The following is a 26,953-nucleotide window of genomic DNA, read 5'->3' as shown; positions in this document are numbered from 1 at the left end:
AGGCGCAGTGAGGTCTCCGGGACGCCAGTCGGGAGTGACTCGACGTGCTCGATGACGCCGCTTTGGCAGGCCGCGGCTTATGGTGACGGTCACCGAAGTCCGCTGGAGAACTCACAGGACGGCAATGTTAGGTAGATGCCTGCCGCGCCCCCGGTCAGGCCGGCCAACAGGAGGATTGCGCCGTCGAACTGGCCGGCGTCAGCGAGCACGCCGACGACCGTCGAAGCGACGGAACTCACGACGAACAGGGCGGTCCTGACCGTCCCCCAGGCCGTCCCTTCGACTTCGGCCGGTAGGTGGTCGATGATGAACGCGTTCGAAACCGGTGCGAATCCCATCCGAACGCCGATTAAGAGCGTGCTCGCGGCCACGAGGAGCCGATTTTCGAAGACGACCAGCCCGACCAGCGGGAGGACGCTCACTGCAGCGATGGCCGCAAGGACGCGGGCTGATCGCCGCTGCTGGGCGACTCTCCCGGCTAGCCACTGGGACAGTGCGCCGACGACGAACAGGCCGCCGAATAATACGCCTGCGCCGGACTGGGCGAATCCCTTCTCCGTGACGAGGTATGTCGTCGCCAGCGCGGTAACTCCCTGATAGCCAAAGTACATGATGATCGCTGCAAGGACCGCGAGTCCTGTCCGATAGCGACAGACTGACTGTCCGGCGATTTTGATCGCGCCCAGGACCGACGGGCCGCCTTCCTTGGCGCTCGAACTGCCGTCCGCGCGTTCCCCATCCGGTTGCCCGTCGGGTCTCTGTGTGCTCCGATAGACGAACAGTGCAGCGACGACGAACCCGGGCGCGGTGAGCGCAAGCGTCGTCCGCCAGCCGAGTCCCTCGACGAGTACCGCCGCAAGTGCCGGGAGGACGGCTGCACCGAGGCTCCCGGCGGCCAGCGTCGCGCCGAGCGCCCGATCGGCACGGCTGTCGAACACCCGTGTGAGCAAGGTTCCACGTGGCGGGCCGTACAGGCCGGTTGCGGCCCCGAATAGCCCCATCGCGAGCACGAACAACGAGAAGGTCGGCGTCACGGAAAAGGCGAGCACGCCGACAGCCGAAAGCAGCAGGCTCGCCGTCAGAACCCGTCCTTCGCCGATTCGATCGGCGGTGATCCCCGCCGGGAACTGCAGGACGCCGTAGGCGGCCCACAGGACCGTAACCGCCAGTCCGGCCTGGGTTTCGGTCGTCGCGGGGAACGACGCTGTGATCGTCGGCAAGATGGCTGGCAGCACGAAGCGCAACCCGAGCGCGAGAAACCAGCCGGCGGCGACGCTCACCAGCAGCGTCCCTCTGCTCCCCGACACTAATCCCCCTCGATCGTCGTCTCGGTTACCCGTCACCTCTATCGGTATTCCTCTCAGAGAGGCGGTAAAGTCTTCCGACACTCGCTTTCGGCTTTCTGCTGTCTCGCTGTCGTCGCACCCAATTACTTTGGGGGTGGTTGCGTAAGGTAGGCTATGCGAATCGGTGGTGAGTTGACTGCTTTCGTGGGTGGCACTGACGAGTCCCCTCCTCGAGACGACGATCTACGCTCGCGACGGCCAGACCAGACTGGGGGCGACCGGGCCATGACACCCGTCGTGGCGAACGTGCTGCTGGTCGCGATCGCGATCGCCCTCGGGATCACCGTCTCTATATTTGCACTCGGTCTCGCCGAACCGTTCCAAGCGGAGCCACCGATAGCGTCCTTCGAGACGGACTATACTGCCGATAATGGGCTCGTCATCCGCCATCAGAACGGCGATACCATCGACGTCGATCGCCTGTCTGTCCGACTCGATGGGCGGTCGTATCCGCTCTCGGCGTTCGTCGCCGACCAGCGTCTCGCTGCCGGGACGCAGATCGGCCCACTGTATCCGGCAGCGTCCCAGGACGCTCAACTCGTCTGGGAGCAGGGTGATACATCTTCGCTCGTGTACACAGCAACGCCGCCCCGGGAGGGCACGGTCCCCGCCTATCTTCGATTCGACGCGACGACTGTTCGATCGTACGGCGGCGGACAGGATGCCGATGCCGAATTCACGTCTACGATGGGGGAAAGAGAGGTCACTCTCAAGAACAACACCTGGAAGCTACTCGACTTCGAGTACAACGTCACTGCCCAAACGGTCCTGGAATTTGACTTTCGAGCGACGAACGCCGGGGAAATCCACGGGATCGGCTTCGAGACCGACGACAGCATCTCCAGTAACCGGATTTTCACGTTGCTCGGCTCACAGCCCTGGGGCATCGAGTACGGCGAGTACGAGACTGGAGATGGTTGGGTGCACTACGAGATCCCTGTCGGGGAACTTTATGACCGATCACTGCACGGGCAGACTCCCTCCCTTGCCCTCGTCAACGACGTCGACAACGAAACTAAACGGCCGAGTAATTCCCAGTTCCGGAATATCCGCGCCTACGAATCACTCTCGCAGGATTCGTCGATACAGTTCGAATTCAGTGTCGACGGGGCCACTGTCACCGAACCCGTTCGGAGCTACGGCACGCAGGACAAGGACTTCGGCACGGCGGTCAGCGACGACAACGCGAAGCTGACTCTCTCGGAAAACACGTGGACGTACGTGCCGATCAACAAAACCGTCACCGACAAGACCGTCCTCGCGGTCGAATTCAACGCAACGAGCCAGGGTGAGATCCACGGCGTCGGCCTGGAAACCGACGAATCAGAGACGGAATCGCGGTTCGTGCGCTTCTACGGCAATCAGTCGTGGGCCAGTGAGGCCAATCCAGCCTATTCGAGCGGCGACGGTTGGGTCCGCTACGAGATCGACGCTTCGTCGGCGCTGGCATCCAATGGCGAAACCGTCACTCATCTTGTCTTCGTTAACGACGATGACGCGGGTGGAAACGGTATCTCACAGTTTCGGAACGTGACGATATACGAGGAGTAGCTAGCCTCGGACTCCCCGACACAGTGGACGGCTGTTAGACTTCCTCGATCCCCTCGATCCCGCCACCACCTTTTTGCCGCTCGGGTGTCCTCGCTCGCAAAACTCGCTTCGGGCACCACTCTCACGGCGTCGCCGTTCGAGTGCCCGGCGGCCTCGTTCCACTCGGCCACCCTCTCGCGGCAAAAATCTGGACCAAAAAACCTCGGCGCTCACGGCTCCGCCGTTCGCGCCGAGAGAAACGCGGCCAGGGGCCGCGTATACTCGCGCCGATCTCAGACTTCCGCGACCGCGATTTCCGCGTCGACACCCTCGATCTCCCACTCTTTTCGGTATCCGTCTTTGACGCCGCCGAAGGCGTCGGCCCGGACCTCTTCGGCGATGAGGTCCTCGCGCTCTTTGACCAGTTCCGCCACCCGGTCGTCCGCAATCTCGTATTCGACGCGAATTCTCGCGTCCATCTCCAGATCGAGGTCCTTGCGCATCTCCTGGACCCGGCGGATCACCTCGCGAGCGTAGCCCTCGCTCTCGATGTCTTCGGTCAGCGTGGTGTCGACGTAGACCACGCCACCGCCATCCAGGGCCTCGAACTCCGTGCTCGCGACACCTTCGGGTGTGTTGCGGACGAACTCGACCATCTCCGCCTCGAGATCGACACCTTGGTCCAACTCGCTCCCAACGGCCGACTCCAGGGCCGCGACCGTCGGCTCGGCGACGCTGGCATCGTTGAGCGCGTTCATGATTGTGCCGGCGTCGTCGCCGAACGCGGGGCCGAGTTTGCTCATGTCAGCCTCGGCGCTGTAGGTGAGTTCGCCCCATTCCTCCTCGGGGCCGACGACCTCGATCGACCGTGCATTCAGGCGGTCAGCCAGGAGACCGGCCTGCAACTCGATGGAGCCACCGACTTCCTGGTCGTCGACGTCGACCACGACGCGCTTGACCGGCCATCGGAGCTTCCGTTCGGCCTGTTGGCGGGCGTTCGAGCCAGCCTCCTCGACGGCCCGGACGACTTCGATCTCGTCTTCCAGGCCCACGTCCCGCAACGTCCCATCGGGTTCCGGCCAGTCACACATGTGGACCGTGTCGTAGCCGGCGTCGCCCGTCAGATACTGGTAGATCTCCTCGGCGATGAACGGCGTGAACGGGGCCAGCAGTGCGACGGTCTCTTCGAGGACGCGATAGAGGGTGGCGTAGGCGGCCTCCTTCGAGCCATCATCGCCCTCTTGCCAGACGCGATCGCGGACGGCCTGGACGTAGAAGCGGGAGACGTCTTCGACGACGAAGTCCATCAACGTCTCGATGGCCCGGTCCTGCCGGCGATCCTCGAAGTGTTCGGTCATCTCGGCCTCGACGGTCTGGAGTCGCGAGAGGACCCATTCGTCTATTTCTTCGAGATCTGCGTCCTCGACGGTGATTTCCGCTGGGTCGAACCCATCTATCCGCATGTACGGCAGCGGGAACCGGAAGACGTTCCAGAGGATGTTGAGGTTGCGCCCCATCGAGTCCATCCCCTCCCAGGAGAAGCGCATGTCCTCGCCCTGGGGGTTCTGGGCAAGCAGGAACGCCCGCATCGGATCCGCCCCGCCCTCGTCGATGGCCTCCTGTGGCTCGACGGTGATGCCCTTCGATTTGGACATCCCGCGGCCATCGGGCATCAGCGCGTAGCCGTGCATCAACACCTCGTCGTAGGGGATCTCACCGACCGCCGCGGTCCCCATCCCGAGCTGGGACCAGAACCACCCGCGAGTCTGGTCGTGGGCCTCCATGATGAGATCGGCGGGCCACAGTTCCTCGAAGTCCTCGGTCTGATCCGGGTAGTTCAGCGTTCCCCAGGAGGCCACAGAGGAGTCGAGCCAGACATCGAAGACGTCCGGGACACGCTCGTAGGTCACCCCGTCCTCGGTGATCGTCAACTCGTCGACGGTCCCCTTGTGGAGGTCGACCGTCTCGGAATCGATGTCCTGATCGACCCGATCGGCGAGTTCCTCCCGGTCGCCGATGACGATGGCGTCGTCCATATCGCCGCTCCACTCGACCGGGTCTCGCGGGCCCTGCCCGCTCGACGGTTCCGAGGCGCTTCGCGCCTCGCTCGGAAGCCAAATTGGCAGGGGGATCCCCCAGTACCGCTGCCGGGAAACGTTCCAGTCGGGCGCTTCCTCGACGAAGTCCCGGAAGCGATTGTCCCGCGCCCAGTCGGGATGCCACTCGCTGTCCTCGATGTTTGCGAGCATCTCGTCTTTGATGTCCGTGACCGTGATGAACCACTGGTCGGTGACGATCTGGATGATTCCCGTGTCACACCGCCAGCAGTGGCCATAGCTGTGGTGGGTCGTCCCGCGAGAGAGGAGATTGCCGTTCGCTTCGAGGTCGTCCATGATCGTCTCGTCGGCGTCCTTGACGAACTGACCGGCGTAGGCACCGGCCGATTCGTCGTAGACACCGTTGCCACCGACCGGACAGAACACGTCCAGGCCGAGGTCCTCGCCACGCGCAAAGTCCTCCTCACCGTGGCCGGGCGCTGAGTGGACCAGCCCAGTCCGGTCGGCCTCGACGTAGTCGGCGGTGTAGACCTGCAGTGCGTCTTCGCCCTCGGGCGCGTCGGGGACTGCCTCCCGCAGTGGGTGTTCGTATTTCCAGCCGACCATCTCCTCGCCGGTCGCCTGGTCGATTACTTCGTAGTCATCGTAGCGCCCCTTCGAGAGGACGTCCTCGACGCAGGACTCGGCGATCCAGAGAACCTCGCTGTCGTCCCCCTTGTGGGCACGGACACCCTGGTACGTCAACTCCTCGTCGACCGCGACGAAGGTGTTCGCGGGGATCGTCCAGGGCGTCGTCGTCCAGATGACGAGGCTGCCCTCGCGGTCCTGTAAGTCGAATTTGACGTAGATCGACGGGTCCGAAACGTCCTCGTACTCGACCTCGTTGTTGGCGATGGCAGTTTCACACCGGGGACACTGCGAAATCGACCGTTTGCCTTGCTCGACCAGACCGCGCTCGTGGGCCTGGGAAAAGCCCCACCAGGCACCCTCCATGTACTCCGGAGAGATCGTCTTGTAGGGGTTGTCCCAGTCCATCCAGACGCCGAAGGACTCGAAGTCCTCCTGGAGGCCGACGAGTTGCTCCTCGGCGAAGTCCTTGCACTCCTCGATGAACGCCTCCTCGCCGAACTCCTGGATGTCCTTTTTGTTCTCGAAGTCGAGTTTCTCCTCGACCTTCGTCTCGATGGGCAGGCCGTGCATGTCATAGCCCGGCCGATCGGTCACGTCGTAGCCTTGCATCCGGAGATACCGGATGTAGACGTCCTTTAGCGTCTTGTTCCAGGTTGTGCCCATGTGGGCTGCCCCGGAGGTGTAGGGCGGGCCGTCGACGAAGAAGAAATCCTCGCCGTCGGATCGATGATCCTTGGTCTGCTCGTAGGCGTCGACGGCATCCCAGTGGGCGACCACCCGCTCGTGGACGCTGTCGGGATCGTACTGGTCGGCCACGTCGCCGAACCGGTCGTAGGCCGGCGGCGACTCCGGGGCGTGGTCCTCGGCGTCTGTCATACCCGTTTACACTGCCGCCGGCATTAAATGAGAATCGATCCCACGCGCCCCCGGTCTTCCCAGTGGCCGCTGTCCCCGAAACGACCCTCGGCTTTTTCGCGGCGGCACCCGATCGTCCACGTATGGAGTACCGTCCACTCGGTTCGACCCAACGCGACGTCTCGGCGATCGGTCTCGGCACGTGGAACGTCGGCCCCTCCTGGGAATCAGTTAGTGACGAACAGGCCAGCGACGCGATCCGCACAGCCCTCGATGCAGGTGTCAATCTGCTCGACACGGCGGAAGTGTACGGTAACGGTCGGGCCGAACGACTCATCGGCGAGGTGCTTTCCGAGGTGGGTCGCGATGACGTCTTCGTCCCGACGAAGGCCGCCCCCGACGAGGACGGTGGCCACTCGGCGGACGGGCTCCGGGACTCGATCGCGGGCTCGAAAGAGCGCCTCGGTGTCGAGACCCTTGACCTCGTCCAGTTGCACTGCCCGGAGACGCAGGCCTTCTATGACCCAACCACGTTCGAAACGCTGGAGCAACTGCGCGAGGAAGGCGAGATCGCCCACGCCGGTGTCAGCGTCGAGAAGGTCGAAGAAGCGGCCAAGGCCATCGAGTATCCCGTCGTCGAGACGGTCCAGCTCATCTTCAACCCGTTCCGCCATCGCCCCGCCGAGCGGTTCTTCGAGCGGGCGGCCGCCCACGACGTCGGGATCATCGTGCGTGTCCCGCTGGCATCGGGGCTGCTCGCAGACGCCTTCGAGGGCGTCGAGGACTTCGGCGAGGACGACCACCGCAGGACTGCCGCCGAGGAGGGCGTCGACGCCGGGGTCGGTCGCGCCGGTGGTGAGACCTTCGCCGGTGTTCCCTTCGAGGCAGGACTGGACGCTGTCGACGAGCTGCGCCCATACGTTCCCGACGACATGACGATGGCCCAGTTCACGCTCCGGTGGATTCTGGACTTCGACGCCGTCTCGACGGTCATCCCCGGCTCGACGACGCCGGCACACGTCGAGCAGAACGCCGCTTCCGCGGATTTCGATCCGCTCTCACACGAAACCCACGGCGCAGTCAGGGACATCTACGAGAAATATCTCTACGACACCGTACACCATCGCTGGTGAACTATTGGACTCCGTGAAATTGACTGTCCAGCTGTGCGGTAACAACCCTTGATTCAGGCCTCGGAAGCGTCGACAAACTCGACCAGTACCTTCTCGCGAACCAGTTTCACGCCGGCGACGAGTAACAGGATCCCGACGACTGCTTCCCAGGCACCCAGCATACTCTGGCCGGCCATGAGCGTGTCGATGCCTGCGGATTCGACCAGAAAGCCGCCGACGCTCAGGAGACCAGCGATGGCTGCGTAGAGAACTGTCGTAAGCTGTTCGAGGACAATGTCGAGCATACGTATTCTCTCGTAGCAGGTCCTATGACCTTTTCTGTTCGCCGCCGTCGTGACGAAAGTCTTTTTACCAAGGTTATAAAATCCGAAACGATGTCAACGACACAGAATCTGAATTATCCCTCGCTGGCACGACGCGGTTTCATCCTCGGGGCAGCGATGTTCCTGATCGGCGGTCTCGGTCACGTTGTCGGTCCGGCCGTCGTCGGCTCGCTCCCCGACTGGGAAGCGGGACTGTTGCTCGACATGGAGATCGCCGGTATTTTGATCGGTTTGTTCGCCCCGTTGATCTTCGGCATCGCGATGCCGCTACTCGAGTGACGGCAGACCGACGCCGGCCGCGGGCAATCACTTAGAGAAACTCAACGGCCTCTCTTGCGTACTCTTCCGGCGGTACGTCCACGACACTCTCGTCGTGGAGTGTGACGAAGAACGGCGAGTCTGACCAGTAGTACTGATCGAACACCGACCGGGCAACCAGATCGACGACGGGCGGGTTCGCCGGATCGTCGTCCTGTAGTGTCACCGCGAGGTTGAAGCTATTGTGTCCTGCCGACCCGAAGTATTCCAGTATCGAGACGATCCCCTCTGCGAAGTCTTCGACGACGGGATCGTCCGGATCTGGGACGGTCACGTCAGGGGCGACCCCGCGGACGTGGCGGTGGTGTTTCGGTGCGTAGGGTGCCAGCCACTCGACGTCTCCCGTCGAACCGATATGACGATCGCTATCTGCGGTCTCCGCGAGAAGGGTCTCCCAGTAGTTCTCGTCGTGTTCATCCCGGTAGGCACGGGCGGCTTCGGCCCGTTCGGCCTGACGATTGGTCCCACACTCGTCGACTAAGGTCTGCATGTGGGGGTGGATAATACTGCTACCCGCCGGTCGCAGGAAATTCATGTTGATCGAGGCGTACTCGTCGGCGGCGTCGGACTCGAAGGCGACGTCGACGAACTCCAAAGCAGCTGCTAGCCCGTCGGTGAACTGCTGGACGGTGAACTCCTCGATCGGGACGTAATGATCGTCAGTGAGGACGACGACGTTGGAGTGATCGCCGTACGGGTTGAGATTCGGGAACGAGGTCGCTTCACCCCATGATCCACGGTCGAAGCCCACCCAGTCGGGATAGGTCGGGGTCGCGTCGGTCACCATTTCGGGACAGAAGAAACAGCCCTCGTCGTCGTTGACGACCGCGTCGATGTCCGGTTGACCGTCCGGCCGGACGAAGTTCTCCGAGACGATACGACTCTGTCGGCCGGTGAGTGGGTCCCGGCGGACCTCTGTCTCGACGGATACCTCCTCGAAGTCCTCTAGGGGGCTGTGGAACCACGTCGCCTGGACCTCGGGATCGAACTGGAATGACATGCTGATATCACCTTCGTATAGCGTACTCAAAAAGCTAGGCGGGACCCGGCGGTTTTTGGGCTGGGGACGCCACCCTTCTACCATGACAGACTGCGTGTTCTGTGCGATCGTCGCTGAGGACGTACCCAGCCACACCGTCCACGAGACGCCCGATGCTCTGGCGTTCCTGGATGCGAATCCGCTTGCCAAAGGGCATACGCTTGTCGTCCCCAAGGCCCACTACGAACAACTCGACGACGTTCCTGCCGAAACGGCGTCGGGCTTCTACGACGCCGTCCACGACGTCGTCCCGGCCGTCGAAGCCGCCGTGGATGCACCGGCAACAACCGTCGCCGTCAACAATGGCGAGGCCGCCGGCCAGGAGGTCCCACACGTTCACGCCCACATCGTCCCGCGCTTCGAAGACGACGCTGCTGGCCCGATTCACGCGTTGTTTCGCGGCCGACCGACCGTCTCGAAGGACGAGCACACGACTCTCGCCGATGCAATTGTCGACCATCTCTGAACGTTCACTCCAGAATGTAGTATCAATGGATTAATTACGTTCAATTTACTCTTCTCAGCCACCGTGCACCCTCCACGCTCGACCGGGCAATGCCCGGAATGCGACAGCGAACTGTCGCGTCGCGACCGCGAAACGATCTGTACCGACTGTGGCTTGGTCGTCGACGAATCACGCATCGACCCTGGTCCTGAATGGCGAACCTTCGAGGACGCCGACGGCGAGCAGCGCCGCCGGACCGGCCCCCCGCTCTCGCGTGCCAGACACGATCGCGGATTCTCGACCCGGATCGGTCGCGATCGCGGTGCTCCGCCGCGACGGCGACGCCGAATGGCCCGACTTCGCCGCCAGCATCGCCGTTCCCGGACGGCCTCGAAGGCCGACCGGAACCGCATGTACGGCATGATGGAGATCCGGCGGCTCGTCGATCAATTATCCCTCACAGACAGCTTCCGGGACGACGCGTGTGTTCTCTTTGAGGCTGGACAGGATGCCGGGCTGTTACACGGTCGGACGATCGAAGGCATGGCGGCCGCAACTGTCTATGCCGTCTGTCGGACGGCGGACGTCTCACGCATGGTCGAGGAGGTGACGGCCGTCGCCCAGGCGAGCAGCGACGAGTTGACGGTCGCCTACGCCGCACTCAATCAGGAACTCGGGCTCGATACGGGACCGATCGACCCGCGTGAATATCTGCCCCGCTTTGCCGACCAGTTGGATCTCGATCCGGCGATCGAGCGCCGAGCGACCGAGTTCGCGGCGATCGTCGTGGATCGAACCCTTGCTGGTGGCCGCGCTCCCAGCGGCGTCGCCGCCGCCTGTCTGTACACCGCCGCCCGCGAACACGGGGCCGACGTGACCCAGCAACAGGCTGCCGACGTCGCGGGCGTCGCGCCAGCCACACTTCGGTCGACGTACCAGGATATTTGCGATGCGGCGATGGGTGAGGGCGGAGCCACTACCGCAAAAGCTGACGGCGATTGATCACCACGGACCACTCCGATCACGTTGTCCGCAAGTGATCGTTCCGTGGTTCGTAGACCTCGCCCTGCTGTTTGAGTTTCTCGATTTCGTGTTCGGCCTTGCTGGCCTCCATGCCGACCTCTTCTGCCCGTTCGATCACGACGTCGACGGGTGCGCCCTCGTCGTACTCCTCCTCGATATCCGAGATGATCCCCCGAATGTTCTTGATCCGATCGCGCTGGGACTTGGAGGTGCCCGTTTCGACCACGTCGGCGTCGAGTTCGCCCGTCTCAGGGTCGATCCCGATGTCCTCCAGGGAGGACCGGACGATCCCGATGACGCGCTCGGCGTCCGCCTCTTCGACAGTATCGGAGAGACGCACGCGTGCGCTGGCCTCCGCGAGGCGCACCAGTGCTTCCAGTTTCCGGGCCGTGACGGGGACCGGCGCGTCCTCGCCCGAACCCTTCGTCCGCAATTCGACGTAGAAGTCCCGGATCGCGGCCTTGGCCTCCTCTGTCATCGTCGGGAAGCAACTGCGCTTGGCGTAAGCGACGTACTTCCGGAGGAGTTCGGGGTCGATCTCCGGGGCGACCGTGTCAGTGACGTTATCGACCTCCTCGGCGCTGTAATCCGGCGTGCTGTTCTGCTCGCGATGGGTGTTGAGTTCGCCCGCGTAGTTCGTCCGGAGGATGTGTTCGGCCAGTTCGGCGTCTTTCTCCTCGTCAGGTTCGTCAGTGACCGTGAAAATGAGATCAAAGCGCGAGATCAGCGCGGGTTCGAGGTCGATCTGCTCGCCAATGGGTTCGTACTGGTCGAAGCGGCCGTACTTGGGGTTTGCCGCGCCAAGGAGAGAACATCTGGACTTGAGGGTAGCGTTGATGCCAGCCTTTGAGATGCTGATGGACTGCTGCTCGAGGGCTTCGTGCATGGCCGACCTATCTTCCGACCGCATCTTGTCGAGTTCGTCGACAGCCGCAATGCCACGGTCGGCCAACACCAGCGCTCCTGCCTCCAGCGTCCACTGTTGACCGTCGCCGAAGTCGTCGCGAACAGCAGCCGCCGTGTTGTGCGTGACCAGTCCGTTGCCGACGAAGTTGTGCGTCTCCGGAACGGTCAGGTCGAAGACTTCCTTCTCGCCGGTGTCGACGGCAGCGACGACTTCCTCCCACCGGAGGTCGGCCTCGACGGCTTCCTCGACGAGCGGTTCGACCGGCCCGAGGTCGATGTCCGCGAGCATCGACCTGGCGCGAGCGCGACCCGGGTTATCGCCGCGTTTGACGTTCTCGTAGTGCGCCCCAGCGACGCCATCGACAGCGGCCAGCGCCGACCCGACCGGGAGCTTCTCGGGCTGGCGTCGTTCCTCGCGGACGATCGATTCGAGTGCAGCCGCCTTCTCGGCGCTCTCGAAGCCGATCGCTTCGGCGTAGCTGTCGATCTCCGCACCGTACATCTCCAAGAAGTACTGGACGTGCTTGGATTCAATCTCGTGGCCGCTGGCCAACTCGGACGTTCCACGCCGATCGCGTTCCCTGAGTCGAGCCTTCACGCCGTAGGACTCAAGCATGAGTTGGACCTGCTCGGCCAGGGACTCGCTGATCGTCGACAGCAGGACGCTTGATCCGCCTTTCTCACCCCGTACCGAGACTGAGCCGTCAGCATCCATCAGCCCGCGCAGGAAGGCGTCGGCGTGTTCGGCCGTCGTGAGTCGCGGATCGAGCGAGAGGTCTTCTTTCGGCGTCTCCATCCCCGCGTTCGCGAACAACCGGGCGATCGTGACGTTGCTGACCCGAATCGATGGCACGCGGTCGTCCTGGCGTTCGATCTCCGGGCGCTTGTCGAACTTCGATTCGAAAATGTCGGCGGCCCGTTCGAGCAGTCGTTCGTCCCCGTTGGAGATGCGGACCATCCCGCGATTCTCGCCGCGGCGGTCCAGCGAGATGTCACCGTCGCCAAAGACCAACCCGAGCAGATACATCAGGTCCGCGTCGAAGGTCTCCGGGATCGTGATGGAGTCGCCGTGACGCACCATCAGGCGATCGAACTCGACGTCCGGCCGCGTCGCGTCGATGGCATCGAGCATCCGGTCGAGCTTCGCGAGCGGGACGTGTCGGTTCTTCAAGTGCAAGTAGATGAAGTCCTCCGAGAGATCCAGTTCAGCAGCTGCGTCTCGCAACGTGCCGAACTCCTCGCGGAGTGCCGTCCGGAAGAACTCAATGGAGTCCTCGGTGAGCAGCAGTTTCTCCGTTGTCAGCGTCAGGAACTCCCGGATGTCGACCCCGGCACGGTCGGGATTCTCGAAGCGCGGCGCGGCCACGAAATCACCGGCCTCGACGTCCGATACCTCGGTCCATTCGATCCCATCCGCCCCGCAGGTCAACACCGGCGTGTTGACCGACGCTTCGATCTCTTTGCCGTACTCGGTCTCGATCCGCCGCGTCGGCTTCTCGGGCATCCGCCAGACGTGACTCGACTCCCTGGACTCCATCTCGCCGTCGTCCTGATCGAACGTCTGGACGTCGATCGACCGCTCGGCGGCCGTCTCGGCGTCGACTGGATCGGGGATTTCCTTGTCGACCACCTCTCGAATCCGTCTGAATCCGTTTTCAGTCTGGATCCGCGTGTCTCCGGTGACGCACAGCCCGGCCGAACTGGATCCCTTCCCCGATGTGAAAACTGACCGTGGGGCGATGTGGCGAATGTACTGCAGAATCTGGGAGTTGTGCGAGACGACACCGTTGGAGACGTAGCTGTGCGTGCCTGCGACTTCCAGGTCGTAGACCCACTCGCCGTCGGGCTCGACTGCGTCGATCGATTCGATTCGATCCCAGCGAACGTCGTTCGTGGCGAGGTCGCCCAAGCGGTCGACGGTGGATTCAACGGCGAGGGCTGTTTCGAGTCGGTCACGGACGACGCCGCTGGCGGCGACCGTTTCACCGCCGTCAGGAGCGACCTCGTTGCGCTCGTAGTAGCTAACCGCTGTCTGGGTGACGTCCATGCTGTCGGCGAGAGATTGCTGGGAGATCCCGAGTTCGTCCCGCAGTTCAACGATCGTCTTCCAGTTGTCGCCAGCCAGCCCGTCTTGTCGGTCTTTCAGCCACGCCAGTCGCTCCTCGAACGCGTCGACGACAGCCCGCAGCGATTCCCGGCTGGGATTTCGGTCGCCGCGCTCGTAGTGCTGGTAGGTAGTTCTGGGAACGTTGCAGTCCGATTGCGTGAGCGCGAGTGCTTCGCGAACCTCTCGGAGTGTCTCTCCGGAAACAGGAACGACATCTCGGTTTGTGTTGCCGACCGTCCCATCGTAGGACTCCGCCGCGAGTTGCTTTCGGTCGGTGACGAAGCCCACCTCCGAAATGTAGCGACCGAAGTCAGCTCCACTGATACGGAGACGATAGCTCCCGTTGACGCGTTCGTGAATACTCGCGTCGATGCCGAGGGAAGTGAGCAGGCCGCGAACGTCTTCGAGCAACGCTTTACTCATTGAGGCGACCGTGAGTTCACGCTCTGACGCGGCCACGTGGCCTTCCCCTTCGACGTACGCCCGGAGGAACGCCCGACGAATGGAATCGCTCGCCCGCTTGATCCCTTCGGGGACGCGTTGCTGTGCCGAGTTTTCGAGGATCGCCGGCTCGATAGATTCGAGAAAGCTGACGAACTCGCTGGAGTGACAACGGAGCCGAGCGATGCCGGATTCCGCTCGTACGTCCTCAGAGTAGGGCAACTCGAGCGTCTCGAAAACCGATCGAGCGTCCGCCAGGACTGGCTCGTCCTCGTTCGTGATCCGGAGATCCGCCGTGTTGTCCTCCCGGTGGACGACGTGCCCTTCCGCGACGACGTACCCGACGAGTCGAGCCAGTGAGGGCGTCCAGCTCCCGGGTGCGGAAAATCGTACTGCATTAGGCGATTGAGACTTGCGATACTCTGCCTCGATTCGATCGTCCTCGGCCGTCGGAACTGACCGCGGCGTGGCGACGAACTGTCCCTCCTCCAGTTGTTCCGCTTCCATCGCCGTCGGTCCCCCGTCCTGCTGGACGAACAGGGGATGGGAAGGCGTCACGTCGAGCTCCCGCCCGCTCTCTGTCCGGATTCGGCAGAGGTGTTCGGGAGCCTCCCGTTTCCAGACCTTCGTCGCTTCCGCGGTCCGTATCGTACCGTCAGGCGTGAGCGTCGGTAACTGAATCGACGCGTGATCCCAGACGCCGTCGTCGACAGGTTTCGGATCGTCGAGGTTCGCCTCTACGAGGCCACCGATCGCTCTCGTCGTTCCGTCGGCAAGCCGAATATTTGTATCATATTTTACACATTTTCCCGTACCAGGGTCCCCGATTAGAAGTACGTGCAGATCGCCACGAATCCGAGATTCGTCAGGAAGATGTTTTGTCACGCCAGAGAATAGTTGGAGGGCGATCGCGAGTTTCTCCTGGTCGTAGCCGTAGATCGAGGGGGCGATGGAGGCGGTCATCTGCTCGTAGATGTCCCGTTCTTCCGAGAGGGCGACGATTTCCTTTTTGTCGGCCTCGTCGATGTCCATCTCCTCGAACTCTTCGTCCTCGATCTCGACGTCGACGCCGTCCATGTAGACATCGAACATCGGGGACTTCTCCCGATCGTTGCCCCGCTGATCGAGTTTCAGGACGCCCGTCACGCGGACGTGATCGCCTGCGGTGACGTGGCCGGTGATGTCGTCCTCGATATTGACGTCGATGTTCTGGGGCGTCTCCCCGCCGCGAAGTCCTTCGGGTGACTCCTGGACGCGGAGCTTCTGGGCGTCGATGAACTCCGATTGATCGAAGTTGATCCGGAAGGGACCCTGGCGTTCACAGCCCTGGCACTCGTGGGGTTCCTGAAAATCGCCCGTGGACTGGGGGATGCGGGTGAGGGTCCCACAGCGCTGGCACTCGAAGGCGGCGTCGGTGATCTTCGGCCGGACTTCCGTCGCTTTCCGGATAATGCCCTGGATGCTGACGAGCTGGCCACGGTGGTCGGCTCGAATGTCCCGGATGTCCATCGATTCCGGGAGGTTGGTCATTCGGACGTGGGCCTGGCCGAGTTTCACGTCGATCGGCAGGTCAAAGAGACGGAGGGCCTCCTCGGCGTACTCCTGAAGCTGGTCGGGTTTGTTTCGGTAGTCCTCGGCCAGGTCGGGATCGAACCGGTAGAGGTCCTGGTAGTCGACGAACAGGGACTTTTGCTCGTTGGGGTACTTCTGGGCGAGTTCGCCGATCTCGTTACGGTAGTAATCCCGGTAGAACTCTTCGAAGAGATCGATAAACTCCGTGTTCTCCGCGCGAGCCATTATGGTAGCATCTGTTGTGCGCACTCCCTCAAGAAGGTTCCCAAACCAAAGTGAAAGTAAACCGAACGGATGCTGCCACGATTGATGAAGCGACCGGTGGCGCCCAAATGCGCCGAGACCAGCCACCCGAATCCGGCGAGACGGGCGCTATTCGATCGTTTCGAACCAGTCCTTGACGCGCCCGACCGGAGCCTCGGCGGCTTCGGCGACCGTTTCGGGATCCGATTCGGCCAAATCCTCGACCGTCTCGATACCGGCCGCCTGCAGTCGTTCGGCGTATGTCGGGCCGATGCCGTCGACCGTCTCGACGCCCGGTGATGCCTCGGCCGTCTCAGTGTCACGTTCGTCTGCCTCGGCCGATTCCTCGGCTGTGTCTCCTGCAACCGATTCCTCGGCCTCGTCTGCCTCGACCTGTGACCGCTCGCTGAACCACTCGGCGACCTCGGGCCAGACGTCCTCGTGGGTACTCGAGGACACTGAGAGGCCGATATGGCCGGTCGAGTACTCGATGATGTGCGTGTCCTCGCTCGGGATAACATCGTTGAATGGCTTGCTCGCCGCCGGGGGGACGAGGTGGTCGTACTCCCCGAGGATCTGGATGACGGGCATGTCGATGTTCTCGATGTCGACGTGCTCGTCGTCGAGGGTCAATTCGTTTTCGTAGAGCTCGTTGCCCTGATAGATCTTCTCGAGGAACTGTGTGTACGTCGTGCCGGCGACGTCGATGCCCTCGTCGAGCCACTGCTCCATGCGGGCGAAGTTCTTCACGAACTCCTCGTTGTCGACGTTCTCGGCGAAGCGAACGTACTTGGTGACGTAGTTGTCGATCGGATCCATCAGTGCGAACCCGACGTCGAGGAAGTCCGCGGGGACGTTCCCGACGGCGTCGGTCACGGCCGCCGGATCGTAGTACTCTTCCTCGCCCCACATCTCCAGGACGCCGCCGCTCTCCTCGAAGTACAGCCCGGCCGCCAGGAGGCCTAGTGCGTTGACTTTCTCGGGATTGAGCGCGGCGTACATCGTACTCATCGTCCCGCCCATACAGTACCCCAGCAGGTTGATCGCGTCCTGGCCCGAGCGCTCGCGGACCACGTCAACGCTATTCTCGATGTACCGATTGACGTAATCGTCGAGCGTAAGGTGCTGGTCGAGCCGCGAGGGCTCGTTCCAGTCGATCATGTAGACGTCGTGACCCGCCTCCAGCAGGCGACGCACCACTGACCGGTCGGGTTGCAGATCGAGGATGTACGGCTTGTTGATCAGCGCAAACACCAGGAGAATCGGCACTTTCTCCTGTTCGTCTTCGGGCACGTCGATACCCGCCGCCTCGGCGTCGTAGTGGAGGAGTTCGAGCTTGTTCTCCTCGTAAACGACGTCGGCTGGCGTCTGTCCGACCTCGACGTCACCCATCGTTTCGAGGCGCTCATCGAGCACAGCGGCTGTCTCGGTGGCATCGGTCATCTCTTCGAGGGCTCGACGCTGGATGTCCAGCGCGGCACTCATTGGGTCGGCCATGCTGATCACTCCTCTATGGCCTCGAGGACGCGGTCGAGTTTCTCCTCGACGTCCTGTTGGCGCCGTTCGAGTTCGAGCAGGCGCTCACCCACTTCTTCGACGTCCCCTCGCGTCGGGAAGCCCATTTCGGCGATCGTCTCCTGGCTGACCTCGTCGGCCTGTTCTCGCATCTCCATCATGGACTCGATCAGCTGCCCGTTCGCCGCTGCGAAGGCGCTGGTGCCCATAATCTCCTTGAAGGCCTCGTTGGCCGATTGGAGCCAGATATCGCGAAACTCCGTGGGATCGACATCCTCGCCCTGGGCCGCATCCCCCGAGCGCTCGAACATCCGCTCGGCGGCATCCATCCAGACTTCGTAGGCCTGGTTGTACCCCTCGACACCCTCGGCAAGATTCTCGTCTTCGGGTACTGAATCTGACAGCGCTTCCGTCCAGGACTCGACGAACGCCGCCTGGGCCTGCATGTTCTGCTCCATGGACTCGGCGACCGCATCGTTCATTTGTTCGACCATCCCACTCCACTCTTCTTGTACGTCTGTGTTCTTGTCGCTCATGGGTAGAATCGTGCGTGCATGCGAGAAAAAACTACGGGACGGTTCAGGCCTCGACCGCTTGGGCGGCCTGTTCCTGCACGTCCTGGACCTGCTCTTGGACTTCTTCGACCTGCTGTTGGAGGTCTTCGACCTGGTCAGCCATGTCTTCGACGACGTCGACCGACTGGGCTTCGACGTCCTCGTGGGCCTCGATCAACATCGTGAGCTGCTCGTCTAAGGCATCGAGGGAGTCAGCCGACAGCTCGTCGTAGGCCTCAACGCCCTCGCTAAGCTCTTCTTCGACGGCATCGAAGGTCTCGGCGTGGTTCTCGAGCAGGAATTCGAACTGCTCGTCGACGGTGCTGCGGAGTTCCTCGACGGCCGGCTCGACGCCGGGAACGCTGGATTCGAGGGTGTCGAGATACGTGTGGATGGCCGTCTGGCTCAGCTCGACGCTGCGACGCTGGACGGACTCCTGGCTCTCGAAGCTGCCAAGCATTGCCTGGCTCATGTGCTGCTGGAACTGCACGCCCTGTTCGAGGGCGGACTGTCCCTGTTCGATCGATGCGCGCTGTAGTTCGAATGCGGTCGTGATTGGTGCGGTGTAGTCTGCCATAATTTACTCACTCCGGTTGCGTTTGACCGGCAGGACGACGGCCTGGACGATATCCCCCTCTTCGATGTCCAGCGCCTCGCGCTCGGCATCGGGGATGCTAATCCGACCGCCGCTCTGCACACGGGTCTTGAAATTCGCCAGCTGGCTCATCGTCCCGAGCTGGTTCATATCTAGCCCGGACGCCCCTCCTCCCATCATCTGGCGAAGGAACTCCTGCTGTTGTTCGAGCGCCTGCTCGCTCGCTTCCGTGAACATTGCGGGCGGCCATTGGAAGCCGTCGTCCTCGTCTGTCATCGGTCAACTGTACATACAATCTACAAGTACATAAGCTTTCCTCTGAGTACCATTGAACCCCATCAGATGCCATTGAGGTCCTAAATTCACCTCCTATTAGTTCCTACGTGGGTACTATACTCCGCAGTCGGGTGTTTTTGGCTTGCTCCGAAACAGGCAGGCCCAGATAGTGGTGTCACCCTACAGTTTAGTAACCGGCCGTCGAACGATCGCCTGCAATGAGCGATAATCCGAAGCCGACAGTCGAGGGCGGTAGCGATCTCCCTGGGTGGGAGTGGGACCGAACCGTCGAGGACAGCGAGGCCGTGGCGGTCGGAGATAGCGTCACGTTCAGCAAGGACATCACTGACGACGACGTGGTGAGATTCGCCGAAGCCAGCGGCGATACCAATCCACTCCACCTCGAGGACGACTACGCCGCCGAGACGCGATTCGGCGGCCGTATCGCTCACGGGATGCTCGTCGGCGGGCTCATTAGCGCCGCCCTGGCTCGGTTTCCCGGCACTGTCGTCTACCTCTCCCAGGACTTCGAGTTCAAGGGCCCCGTCCGGATCGGCGACCGGGCAACGGCCGAGGTCGAAGTAGCTGACACTCTCGATGGCGGGCGCTACCAGCTCTCGACGCAGGTGCTGGTCGACGACGAGGTCGTCATCGACGGGGAGGCGATCGTGCTGATCGACGAGGCTCCCTGACGTCCACGCGAGGCTACCCCTTACTTTTCGACGACCAGCATCGCGACGCGTTCGAGAACCAGATCAGCCAGCGTTGCATCGGTTGCGGCCCGCTCGGCGTCCGAAATGTCGAAAAAGTCGGCGATCAACGCTGGATTAGCTATTCCGAGTGTCTCGGCCGGTTCGAAACACGCCATCGTCTCGACCACCTCACAGGCCGCTCGCTCGCGGTCGGCAGCGGTGTCGTCCCCCTCCTCGCGGGCACCGACTGCGTGACAGACGACGACTGCCGGCTGTTGGCCTCGGGAGACACCCATCGTCAGGGCGTCCTGGATCTGTCGGCGACCGGCCGCGTACAGCAGGATCTCCACTGCGGGATCGCGGGCGATCAGCTCCTCGCGTGCGTGTGCGCGATCAGCCAGTTCGCAGGCCCGCTGGAGGTGTTTGAGGCCGGCGACGTACCGCGCATCGACGGCCTGGACCGCCACGTCGTGTTCGGCCCCGATCGCTTCGAATCGCTCCAGAACGGCGTCGAGATCGTCGATTTCGAGATGGCCCCCAACGACCTCCATCAGAAATCACCCAGGCTGGACTGGTCGGCCGGCGATCCGTCCTCCTCGCCAGTGCCCTCGCCGGCCCCGTTCGCGGTCGTCTGGCCGCCCCCAGTCGCCGGTGGCGCTTCATCCGGCTCGACCGGTGCGACGCCGTCCATGGATGGATCGCGGTGCCCGGCATTTTCCAGGATGTTCTGGGCCGTCTTCTCCCGGCCGCGCAACGCACCGAGGACGACCCCCTTCTTGGCCTCCCGCAGGTCTTCACGGGACTCGATCCCAGCCGCGAACAGTCGGCGGGCGCGCTTGCGACCAACACCGCGCACGCCCGCCAGATCGACCAGTTCCGAGCGCACCCCGTGTTCGACGCGCACGCGCGCCTCGCGAATCGCGGGCGTTACGTCCAAACCTTGCTCGCCTGCCAGTCGTTCTGCCGCGTTGAGCAGCCAACTCGCCGTCTCGACCTTTCCGCGGATGTCGCCCGGGCCAACGCCATACCGGTCCGTGATCACCCCTTCCTCGCACTCGTCCGCCCAGTCTTCGAGCAACCGGGCCGTCTTCAACGCCGACAGCCAGTCCTCGAAGCGGCTGTCCTCGAACTCGCTGGGCATCGCCCCGAGAAACTCGTCTTCGCGATCGTATGCTTCCATGGAATACTCCTCCTCGTCGCCCGACCGGAGATACAGTTCGTACATGTCCGGCGTCCGGGAGACGAGGTGGTACAGTCCCATCGCTGTCGGGCCGGAGCTATCGTCGGTATCGTCGAGTTCGTCCGACACCAGTTCGCTGGCGGTCTCGAAGCCCGGCGGCTCGCCATCCGCGGCTGTCTCCCCGTCGTGGGGCGATCGAGATGCTGGCTGGCTGGCTGTCTGCTCAAATTCGCGGAGTCCGTCGAGCATCTCCGCCGCGCTCATCGGATCGAGGTAGAGCCGCGAGACAGTCTGGCCAATCGAGGTGGCACGCAGGTGACCGTCCCCGTCCTCGCGCGTGAGGAACTCGTTCGCCTCCAGATAGGCGATCACCTCGTCGACGACCGTCTCCAATCGGCCACCTTCGGTCGTTTGGCTCGCATACAGCGTCGCCTCGAGGAACTCCAGTAGTTCGTCCCGGGAGTTGGCAAACCCGGAGGCGACCGTCGAGAGAATGTGGGTCCGCAGCGCTGGCTCGGCGGCGAGTTTCGAGCGCACCGGTTCGGGATCAGCCCAGACGTACCGCTCGAACAGTTCGTCGAGTTCGTCGTGGCTGCTGGCGAGCAACAGTGCCTCGCCGTACGGATCCAGACCCGGGCGGCCCGCCCGCCCCATCATCTGGTGGACCTCCAGGACGGAGAGTGGCTGCATTCCGCCGGCGGTCCCGTCGTAGCGTCGCCAGTCTCTGACGACGACGCGCCGTGAGGGTGTGTTGACGCCCGCCGCCAGCGTCGGTGTCGCCGAGATCACCTTCACGAGCCGCTCCTGAAAGGCATCCTCGACCAGTGAGCGGTGTTCTCGGGAGAGGCCGGCGTGGTGGAACGCCGCGCCGCCCTCGACGGCCGAAGCCAAATCGTCGCTAGTCTCGGTGTCGCTGACCTCCCGGATCTCGGCCGCGATCTCAGCGAGTCGGTCTCGCTCCTCACTGTCGAGATGGGGCTCGGTTGTCGAAGCGAGGCGTCTGGCGGCCGCCTCGGCGTTTCGCCGCGAATTCACGAACACAAGGGTCGATCCGTCGTCTTCGAGTGTATCTCGAACGATGGCGGCGGTCTGCTTCTCGCTATCCCTGACTGGAAGTCGTTTCTGACTGCCGTCTTCGAGATGGAGCGCCTGCCCGTAGTGGACGCCCTTTTTGAGATCGATCGGTCGCCAGGTCGAGTCGACGAGCTCGGCGTCCAGCCACGTCGCGAGTGCGTCCGCGTTGCCGATCGTCGCCGACAGCGCCACGGTCTGGAGAGCCGGGTTTCGCTTGCGAAGTTTTGCGAGGGTCACTTCCAGGGTTGGGCCGCGCTCGCCGTCGTCGACGAGGTGTACCTCGTCGGCCACAACGCAATCGAGGTTGTCGATCCACGGTGCGTCGTTTCGCACGAGGGAATCTACCTTCTCGCTGGTGGCGACGACGACGTCTTTATCGGCGAGCCACCCGCCGTCGCTCTCGTAGTTGCCTGTTGAGACGCCCACGTCCAGGCCGTAGGCTTCGAACTGCTCGAACTCTTCGCGTTTCTCGCTGGCCAGGGCCCGCAGCGGGACGATATACAGCGCTGTCCCGTCGGTCTCGCCACTGTCGTCTCCTCCATTGTCTTGGCTGTCCGTAATCGCCGAGAACATCGCGAGTTCGGCGATTAGGGTCTTCCCGCTGGCCGTCGGCACGCTGGCCACCAGGTTTTCGCCGTCGGTGACGCCGCGCTCGACGGCTTCTGCCTGGGGTGGATAGAGTTCCTCGATGCCCTGCTCGCGGAGGTGCTCTTTCAACCACGACGGGACCCCCGGAATGTCCGCAACGTCCATTGGACATGGATAGGGTCGTCCTCTGGTTTAAGGGTTCGTTCGTGCACCAGGTGGGCGGCGTTTATGAGCCGCCGGACCAACCACACCCACATGCGCATTGAATTCGATCGAGACGCCTGTATCGGGATGTTCCAGTGCGTCGCCGAGTCCGACGCCTTCGAGCGCGACGAGGATGCCGGCAAGGCAATACTCGTCGGCGGTGACGAGAGCGAGGACGGCGTTGTCACGCTTGACGTGCCCGAAGGCGATGAGTTGGACGCGAAGTTCGCTGCTCGAACCTGCCCGGTGGATGCGATTCGGGTGATCGACGACGAGGGCGAGCAGGTGGTGCCGTAACTGAGACGAGGCGTCTTTGGACTTCGTCGAGTGACTGGATTGATTCGGATTATTCGTCGATTATTTCCGGATGACGCTGACCCGGGGTCGGCGGATACTGGTAAATCACTACAATAATCCGTATGACCGCTGGGCCGAATCAGAACGAGCACGGCACGAGGTCACCAACCCCGACCCGAGCTCAGAAGATTGCGATGGGATGGTGGGTTGCCGTCCCAGCGACGATAACCCAGGTGATGAACAGGGCGTTCGTGAACGCGCCCGTCCAGATGCGGCCCGTCTTCCGGTAGAAGTACGTCGAGACTAGCGGCGCGACCGTCAACAGGACGAGGAACTGGAAGGCAAGGATCGTCAGCAGGTCGACGCCGGCCGTCAGGAAGTTGTCCATCAGGTAGCCGGTCGCCAACAGCGTCCCGTACTGGACAGCCAGCAAGAGGACGAATGGCCCGCCAACCAGTGCCCAGTTGGTCGCCATCTCCTTCCGGAAGGACGCGTAGCCGCCGCGTGGGCGCAATTCACCGTGCAACAGGATGCCGAGTGCGACGAAGAACACGGTGAACGGAATCAGGTACCGCAGGAAGATCCAGAACTGGAAGGTTTCCAGCGGACGAATCCCGAAGACCCAAAAGCGCATCCCCTGCCCGGTCAGGTACTCGGTGATCGACAACAGGAGGTACAGCCCACCGACGATGCCGATACTTGTCAGCGCTGCCCGTCCAATTGTCCGGAGGCCGTTATCGGTCCCCAGCCCGTAAGACGCCCGGAGCTCAGCGAACGTTCCTTCGTTCCTGTAGTGGAACGCTGCGAAGCCGAGTAGGATGACGATCGCGTTGAACGTGGCCCACACCGCGACGCCCGTGGTAATCGTCTGGGGGAGCAATGCACTGGCTTCGAACGTACTCGAGCCCCATTCTTGGAGGTGATAGTAGGTCACGATCGGCAGGAAGAACGCGACGATCGCCGTCCCGATCCGTGCTGCCCCCTCGATCCCGATTGACTCGGGTAGTTCTCGGCTGAACGAGGCTTCCCGGTCGTACCGTTCGACCAGCAGCGAGCCGAGCGGAAACATGAACAGGATGCCGCCGAGCATCGCAAGCAGGGTTCCCAACTCTTTGAAGTACCAGGTCTGGTTGCCCGGCGGGAGCGAATCCTCGCCGTCCAAGGTTCGCTGGAACCACTCGATCGAGTCGGCGGTCGCGGTCGGTGAGAGATGCAGCCCCGGATGGGTCGTCCCTGGCGTGGTGAGTTTTCGGGCGGTCCCGTCCTCAATCGAGCCGTACGTCTCTCCTTCCTGAATCGTCGAGTCAGTCCCGAAGACGTTCTGGAGCTTCGCGCTGTCAGGCACGTTCTGGGCTTTATCGACTGCCCACATGTACCGGAACTCCTCGTACTCACCGTAGATCACCGCGAGGTTCCGCGGGAACTCGGGTGACCCTGGCGGAGCACCAAACGACCCTGTCGATGAGCCTGCAAGCACCATCGACTCGTAGCCGTCAGGGTGGACGGCCGCGGCGACGACGCTTGCCCAGCCACCCATCGAGTGGCCTTCGAGGCCGATGTTGTCGGTGTCGACCATCGACAGCGATCGAAGATATTCCAGGGCCGGCGGGCCGCCGAACCCGTGGCCGAACGCCGGTGGATCGGACCCGCCGTGGCCCGTCTGATCGACCGCCAGCACGACGAACCCGCGTCTGGCGTACTCGATCGCAAACGGCGATTGGGTCTCGTGATAGTTGATGTAGCCGTGGGTCGCAAGGATGCCCGGCGCCGGGTCGGCCGTCGAGGCATCCGGTGGGACGTACAACTCCCCACTCATCATGGTCCCGTTGGTCGCCTCAAACTGGACGTCCCGAACTTCCACTGTCTGGCCGTCCGTTTCTACCCAGTAGGCTGTGCCACTGCCGACTAGCACCAGCACAAGTGCAACAATGAACAGCGCCGTTCGCGCATTGATATCGGTGAGCGCCATCCTCAGCCTCACTTCACACACCTTTTATATAACTATTTTTGTGGCTGTTTGGCTTCCAACGCTGTTCAGTGTCATTCATTTGGTGGGGAGCCACCGATTCCAGCTATCGACGACTGCAGATCGCTTCGAGATAGGAAGGCCTTTTTCCGGCGACAAACTCCGACCTATTACTTCGTGTCTGGTCTCCGTTCGGCAGTCAGTCGGGCCGCCCAGTCACTCAAGCGTGCCGGTGCCCGCGCGAACCCGGTCCGTGGCGTCATTCTCCTCATTGGACTTGGACTCGCTCGCCTCGGATTGGTTGACCGCGCCCGGGCACGCCGAGCGACGGATCTCTCCTGGCCGCGCGTGGTCACCGGGATCGCCCGGATGTCGAAAAATGCTGCCGACGTCGCGATGGTCGGGGTCGCCTCAGGGGCTGCTTCGACGCCGGCGATCTCCGGGATCGGGCTGGCCGGCCCGTTCTGGGGGCTCGCGTTTGCCTTCGGCGGCGGGTTCGCTGCCGGGACGATCGCGTTGGTTTCCCAGCGTTTCGGTGCCGAGGAGTTCGCTCAATTAGGTCAGGCCGTCCGATCGAGTTTCGTGATCGTCGTGGTAGTCACACTCCCCGTCGGCGCCGCGTTCTGGCTTTTCCCCAGTGAACTCATCGGTCTGCTCAACAGCGACACCCAGGTCGTCGAGTACGGGGCGACCTACCTCAAGATCCTGGGCCTGGGCGTGCCCTTCGCCGGGCTCAATCTCGTGGGCAGCCGCGTCCTCATCGGGGCCGACGACGCCCAGATCCCGATGATACTCCGGGGCGGTGGCGCGGTCCTCAACATCGTTCTCAACGGCGTGTTCATCTTCGGGCTCGGCATGGGCGTGGCCGGTGCAGCCTGGGGGACTGTCCTGGCGAACGTTCTGGTTACGACGCTGTTCGTCGTCGGCTTGATCGTCGGCTGGCTCCCCGGCATCGGTCAGTTCCCCGTCTCGATCGGGGCACGTGGTACGTACTTTCACTGGGGCGACATCACGGACATCGTCTCGATCGGGACGCCCGTCGTCGGCCGGAACATGACCTGGACGGTCGCCCGCTTTCCCATGCTGTTCATCGTCGGGATGTTCGGGACGACCGTGCTGGCAGCCTACACGGTTACCCGGCGAATCTGGGGGCTGATGAACGTCCCTGGCTGGGGCTTTGGACTCGCTGCTTCCAGTCTCGTCGGCCAGCACCTCGGCGAAGACGACGAGGGGACTGCCGAGGTTTACGGCCGCGAGATCGTCTACATGGCAGTCGCGACCTACACCGTCTCGGCGGCGATCGTCGCTGTCGTCGCCGAACCGGCCGTCGTCATGTTCGGGACCGAATCCGGGGCCGTCCCGATCGCCGTCGGCATGGTCCTGGCTGGGTGCGTCGCGATCGTTCCACAAGGGGTCAACAGCACGATCGCCGGGGCCTTGGACGCCAGCGGCGACACCAACTGGCCCTTCGTCTATCAGGCGCTTGGCGTGTTCGGCGTCTCGATCCCCGCGGCCTATCTCGGTGCGACGACGCCGATCGGTGTCTGGGGCATCTACGTCGCACTGCTGGGGGAGACGCTCGTCCCCGCGGTGGGCAACTACTACCGCTTCTCGACGGGCAAGTGGAAGGCTATCAGCCGGGAATATCGCCCCGAGACCGCGCTCGACGACTGACTCGGAACGTTTTTGCGTGACGGGTTGTCATCCCACGCGTATGGCACCGAACGCCCAGTTGCGGCGAAATCACCGATCTTCGCTTGTAATAGACCGCAGTATGGCGATTGATTTCATCTGCCTAACGTGAACAGCTGAGTCTCTAACTTAACGCGCCCATCTCCTTTGGCGAAACATTTATCAACTCTAATGCATTTTTAACAGTATGGTCGGAAATACAGTCGCCCAAAATGAGAGTATTGAAAGTACATTGTTGTATGACGCCATCATCTTCATCGGGCTATTATCAATAGGTGCTCTTATTTTGTTTCTTGGGGTCAATTCGATCTTCCTGTTGGTTACTTTCATCGTCGCACTTGCAGCATTTATC

20 protein-coding genes are annotated in these 26,953 nt (G+C 62.7%); 8 read left to right on the top strand and 12 right to left on the bottom strand.

Translation table 11 applies throughout. From position 1 onward, the window contains the following. Positions 1 to 89: 89 nt before the first annotated feature. The gene (locus HZR20_RS12405) at positions 90 to 1,307 is read right to left on the bottom strand and encodes an MFS transporter (protein WP_181687061.1); all 1,218 of its coding nucleotides are present in this window, start codon (positions 1,305 to 1,307) and stop codon (positions 90 to 92) included. A 264-nt stretch (positions 1,308 to 1,571) separates the two neighbouring features. Between HZR20_RS12405 and HZR20_RS12400 the strand changes: the two genes are divergently transcribed. Continuing rightward, positions 1,572 to 2,897: a type IV pilin gene (locus HZR20_RS12400; protein WP_181687060.1), complete on the top strand. Its 1,326-nt coding sequence runs from the start codon at positions 1,572 to 1,574 to the stop codon at positions 2,895 to 2,897. A gap of 272 nt (positions 2,898 to 3,169) precedes the next feature. On the opposite strand, the gene ileS is transcribed toward HZR20_RS12400, so the two are convergent. Beyond that, on the bottom strand, positions 3,170 to 6,439 hold the full coding sequence (gene ileS, locus HZR20_RS12395; protein WP_181687059.1) for an isoleucine--tRNA ligase: 3,270 nt from the start codon (positions 6,437 to 6,439) through the stop codon (positions 3,170 to 3,172). A 122-nt stretch (positions 6,440 to 6,561) separates the two neighbouring features. On the opposite strand from ileS, the gene HZR20_RS12390 reads away from it, so the two are divergent. After that, entirely contained in the window at positions 6,562 to 7,551 is a 990-nt protein-coding gene (locus HZR20_RS12390; protein WP_181687058.1) for an aldo/keto reductase, read from the top strand. A 53-nt stretch (positions 7,552 to 7,604) separates the two neighbouring features. On the opposite strand, the gene HZR20_RS12385 is transcribed toward HZR20_RS12390, so the two are convergent. Continuing rightward, the gene (locus tag HZR20_RS12385; protein ID WP_181687057.1) at positions 7,605 to 7,835 is read right to left on the bottom strand and encodes a hypothetical protein; all 231 of its coding nucleotides are present in this window, start codon (positions 7,833 to 7,835) and stop codon (positions 7,605 to 7,607) included. Positions 7,836 to 7,925: 90 nt separating this feature from the next. Here HZR20_RS12385 and HZR20_RS12380 point away from each other — a divergent pair, with 90 nt between their 5' ends. Further along, a complete protein-coding gene (locus tag HZR20_RS12380; protein ID WP_181687056.1) occupies positions 7,926 to 8,153 on the top strand; it encodes a DUF7860 family protein in 228 nt (75 codons plus the stop codon). 31 nt (positions 8,154 to 8,184) lie between these two features. On the opposite strand, the gene HZR20_RS12375 is transcribed toward HZR20_RS12380, so the two are convergent. Beyond that, positions 8,185 to 9,192 carry a hypothetical protein gene (locus tag HZR20_RS12375; protein WP_181687055.1) on the bottom strand — a complete coding sequence of 336 codons (1,008 nt, stop codon included), beginning with the start codon at positions 9,190 to 9,192 and terminating at the stop codon, positions 8,185 to 8,187. Between the two features lie 82 nt (positions 9,193 to 9,274). On the opposite strand from HZR20_RS12375, the gene HZR20_RS12370 reads away from it, so the two are divergent. Then, positions 9,275 to 9,697, top strand: a complete 423-nt coding sequence (locus HZR20_RS12370; RefSeq protein ID WP_181687054.1) for an HIT family protein — start codon at positions 9,275 to 9,277, stop codon at positions 9,695 to 9,697. Positions 9,698 to 9,760: 63 nt separating this feature from the next. Next, positions 9,761 to 10,678 carry a transcription initiation factor IIB gene (locus HZR20_RS12365; protein ID WP_181687053.1) on the top strand — a complete coding sequence of 306 codons (918 nt, stop codon included), beginning with the start codon at positions 9,761 to 9,763 and terminating at the stop codon, positions 10,676 to 10,678. 19 nt (positions 10,679 to 10,697) lie between these two features. On the opposite strand, the gene HZR20_RS12360 is transcribed toward HZR20_RS12365, so the two are convergent. The 5 genes from HZR20_RS12360 to HZR20_RS12340 form a co-directional block, all read right to left on the bottom strand. Further along, positions 10,698 to 15,950 carry an LAGLIDADG family homing endonuclease gene (locus HZR20_RS12360; protein WP_181687052.1) on the bottom strand — a complete coding sequence of 1,751 codons (5,253 nt, stop codon included), beginning with the start codon at positions 15,948 to 15,950 and terminating at the stop codon, positions 10,698 to 10,700. Positions 15,951 to 16,097: 147 nt separating this feature from the next. Continuing rightward, positions 16,098 to 17,465 (bottom strand): class III poly(R)-hydroxyalkanoic acid synthase subunit PhaC, encoded by a 1,368-nt coding sequence (gene phaC / locus HZR20_RS12355; protein ID WP_181687051.1) that lies wholly within the window; start codon positions 17,463 to 17,465, stop codon positions 16,098 to 16,100. A gap of 5 nt (positions 17,466 to 17,470) precedes the next feature. After that, positions 17,471 to 18,019, bottom strand: coding sequence for a poly(R)-hydroxyalkanoic acid synthase subunit PhaE (locus tag HZR20_RS12350; RefSeq protein ID WP_181687050.1), 549 nt, complete (start codon positions 18,017 to 18,019; stop codon positions 17,471 to 17,473). Between the two features lie 43 nt (positions 18,020 to 18,062). Next, positions 18,063 to 18,614 (bottom strand): hypothetical protein, encoded by a 552-nt coding sequence (locus HZR20_RS12345; protein ID WP_181687049.1) that lies wholly within the window; start codon positions 18,612 to 18,614, stop codon positions 18,063 to 18,065. 3 nt (positions 18,615 to 18,617) lie between these two features. Next, positions 18,618 to 18,908 carry an AbrB/MazE/SpoVT family DNA-binding domain-containing protein gene (locus HZR20_RS12340; protein ID WP_154552925.1) on the bottom strand — a complete coding sequence of 97 codons (291 nt, stop codon included), beginning with the start codon at positions 18,906 to 18,908 and terminating at the stop codon, positions 18,618 to 18,620. A 218-nt stretch (positions 18,909 to 19,126) separates the two neighbouring features. On the opposite strand from HZR20_RS12340, the gene HZR20_RS12335 reads away from it, so the two are divergent. Continuing rightward, the gene (locus HZR20_RS12335) at positions 19,127 to 19,600 is read left to right on the top strand and encodes a MaoC family dehydratase (protein WP_181687048.1); all 474 of its coding nucleotides are present in this window, start codon (positions 19,127 to 19,129) and stop codon (positions 19,598 to 19,600) included. A 20-nt stretch (positions 19,601 to 19,620) separates the two neighbouring features. Here the strand turns inward: HZR20_RS12335 and cgi121 are convergent, their stop codons facing one another. Then, positions 19,621 to 20,151: a KEOPS complex subunit Cgi121 gene (gene cgi121, locus HZR20_RS12330; protein ID WP_181687047.1), complete on the bottom strand. Its 531-nt coding sequence runs from the start codon at positions 20,149 to 20,151 to the stop codon at positions 19,621 to 19,623. Beyond that, positions 20,151 to 22,607 carry an ATP-dependent DNA helicase gene (locus HZR20_RS12325; protein WP_181687046.1) on the bottom strand — a complete coding sequence of 819 codons (2,457 nt, stop codon included), beginning with the start codon at positions 22,605 to 22,607 and terminating at the stop codon, positions 20,151 to 20,153. The genes cgi121 and HZR20_RS12325 overlap by 1 nt, the downstream gene beginning before the upstream one ends. Positions 22,608 to 22,697: 90 nt before the next feature. Here HZR20_RS12325 and HZR20_RS12320 point away from each other — a divergent pair, with 90 nt between their 5' ends. Next, positions 22,698 to 22,943, top strand: coding sequence for a ferredoxin (locus tag HZR20_RS12320; protein WP_181687045.1), 246 nt, complete (start codon positions 22,698 to 22,700; stop codon positions 22,941 to 22,943). A gap of 181 nt (positions 22,944 to 23,124) precedes the next feature. Here the strand turns inward: HZR20_RS12320 and HZR20_RS12315 are convergent, their stop codons facing one another. Continuing rightward, positions 23,125 to 24,912, bottom strand: coding sequence for an alpha/beta hydrolase family protein (locus HZR20_RS12315; protein WP_181687044.1), 1,788 nt, complete (start codon positions 24,910 to 24,912; stop codon positions 23,125 to 23,127). 258 nt (positions 24,913 to 25,170) lie between these two features. On the opposite strand from HZR20_RS12315, the gene HZR20_RS12310 reads away from it, so the two are divergent. Continuing rightward, complete coding sequence (locus tag HZR20_RS12310; RefSeq protein WP_374057596.1) at positions 25,171 to 26,583, top strand: MATE family efflux transporter; 1,413 nt, start codon at positions 25,171 to 25,173, stop codon at positions 26,581 to 26,583. Positions 26,584 to 26,953 lie beyond the last annotated feature (370 nt).

The organism is Halorhabdus salina (assembly GCF_013839425.1).
GTDB lineage: Archaea > Halobacteriota > Halobacteria > Halobacteriales > Haloarculaceae > Halorhabdus > Halorhabdus salina.
This window is presented reverse-complemented; position numbering and strand designations above follow the sequence as displayed.

What these genes read in the sequence shown, in the direction of transcription:
- HZR20_RS12400 (WP_181687060.1), top strand. Translation starts at nt 1,572, where the DNA reads ATGACACCCGTCGTGGCGAACGTGCTGCTGGTCGCGATCGCGATCGCC.
- ileS (WP_181687059.1), bottom strand. Translation starts at nt 6,439, where the DNA reads ATGACAGACGCCGAGGACCACGCCCCGGAGTCGCCGCCGGCCTACGAC.
- HZR20_RS12390 (WP_181687058.1), top strand. Translation starts at nt 6,562, where the DNA reads ATGGAGTACCGTCCACTCGGTTCGACCCAACGCGACGTCTCGGCGATC.
- HZR20_RS12385 (WP_181687057.1), bottom strand. Translation starts at nt 7,835, where the DNA reads ATGCTCGACATTGTCCTCGAACAGCTTACGACAGTTCTCTACGCAGCC.
- HZR20_RS12380 (WP_181687056.1), top strand. Translation starts at nt 7,926, where the DNA reads ATGTCAACGACACAGAATCTGAATTATCCCTCGCTGGCACGACGCGGT.
- HZR20_RS12375 (WP_181687055.1), bottom strand. Translation starts at nt 9,192, where the DNA reads ATGTCATTCCAGTTCGATCCCGAGGTCCAGGCGACGTGGTTCCACAGC.
- HZR20_RS12370 (WP_181687054.1), top strand. Translation starts at nt 9,275, where the DNA reads ATGACAGACTGCGTGTTCTGTGCGATCGTCGCTGAGGACGTACCCAGC.
- HZR20_RS12360 (WP_181687052.1), bottom strand. Translation starts at nt 15,950, where the DNA reads ATGGCTCGCGCGGAGAACACGGAGTTTATCGATCTCTTCGAAGAGTTC.
- phaC (WP_181687051.1), bottom strand. Translation starts at nt 17,465, where the DNA reads ATGGCCGACCCAATGAGTGCCGCGCTGGACATCCAGCGTCGAGCCCTC.
- HZR20_RS12350 (WP_181687050.1), bottom strand. Translation starts at nt 18,019, where the DNA reads ATGAGCGACAAGAACACAGACGTACAAGAAGAGTGGAGTGGGATGGTC.
- HZR20_RS12345 (WP_181687049.1), bottom strand. Translation starts at nt 18,614, where the DNA reads ATGGCAGACTACACCGCACCAATCACGACCGCATTCGAACTACAGCGC.
- HZR20_RS12340 (WP_154552925.1), bottom strand. Translation starts at nt 18,908, where the DNA reads ATGACAGACGAGGACGACGGCTTCCAATGGCCGCCCGCAATGTTCACG.
- HZR20_RS12335 (WP_181687048.1), top strand. Translation starts at nt 19,127, where the DNA reads ATGAGCGATAATCCGAAGCCGACAGTCGAGGGCGGTAGCGATCTCCCT.
- cgi121 (WP_181687047.1), bottom strand. Translation starts at nt 20,151, where the DNA reads ATGGAGGTCGTTGGGGGCCATCTCGAAATCGACGATCTCGACGCCGTT.
- HZR20_RS12325 (WP_181687046.1), bottom strand. Translation starts at nt 22,607, where the DNA reads ATGGACGTTGCGGACATTCCGGGGGTCCCGTCGTGGTTGAAAGAGCAC.
- HZR20_RS12320 (WP_181687045.1), top strand. Translation starts at nt 22,698, where the DNA reads ATGCGCATTGAATTCGATCGAGACGCCTGTATCGGGATGTTCCAGTGC.
- HZR20_RS12315 (WP_181687044.1), bottom strand. Translation starts at nt 24,912, where the DNA reads ATGGCGCTCACCGATATCAATGCGCGAACGGCGCTGTTCATTGTTGCA.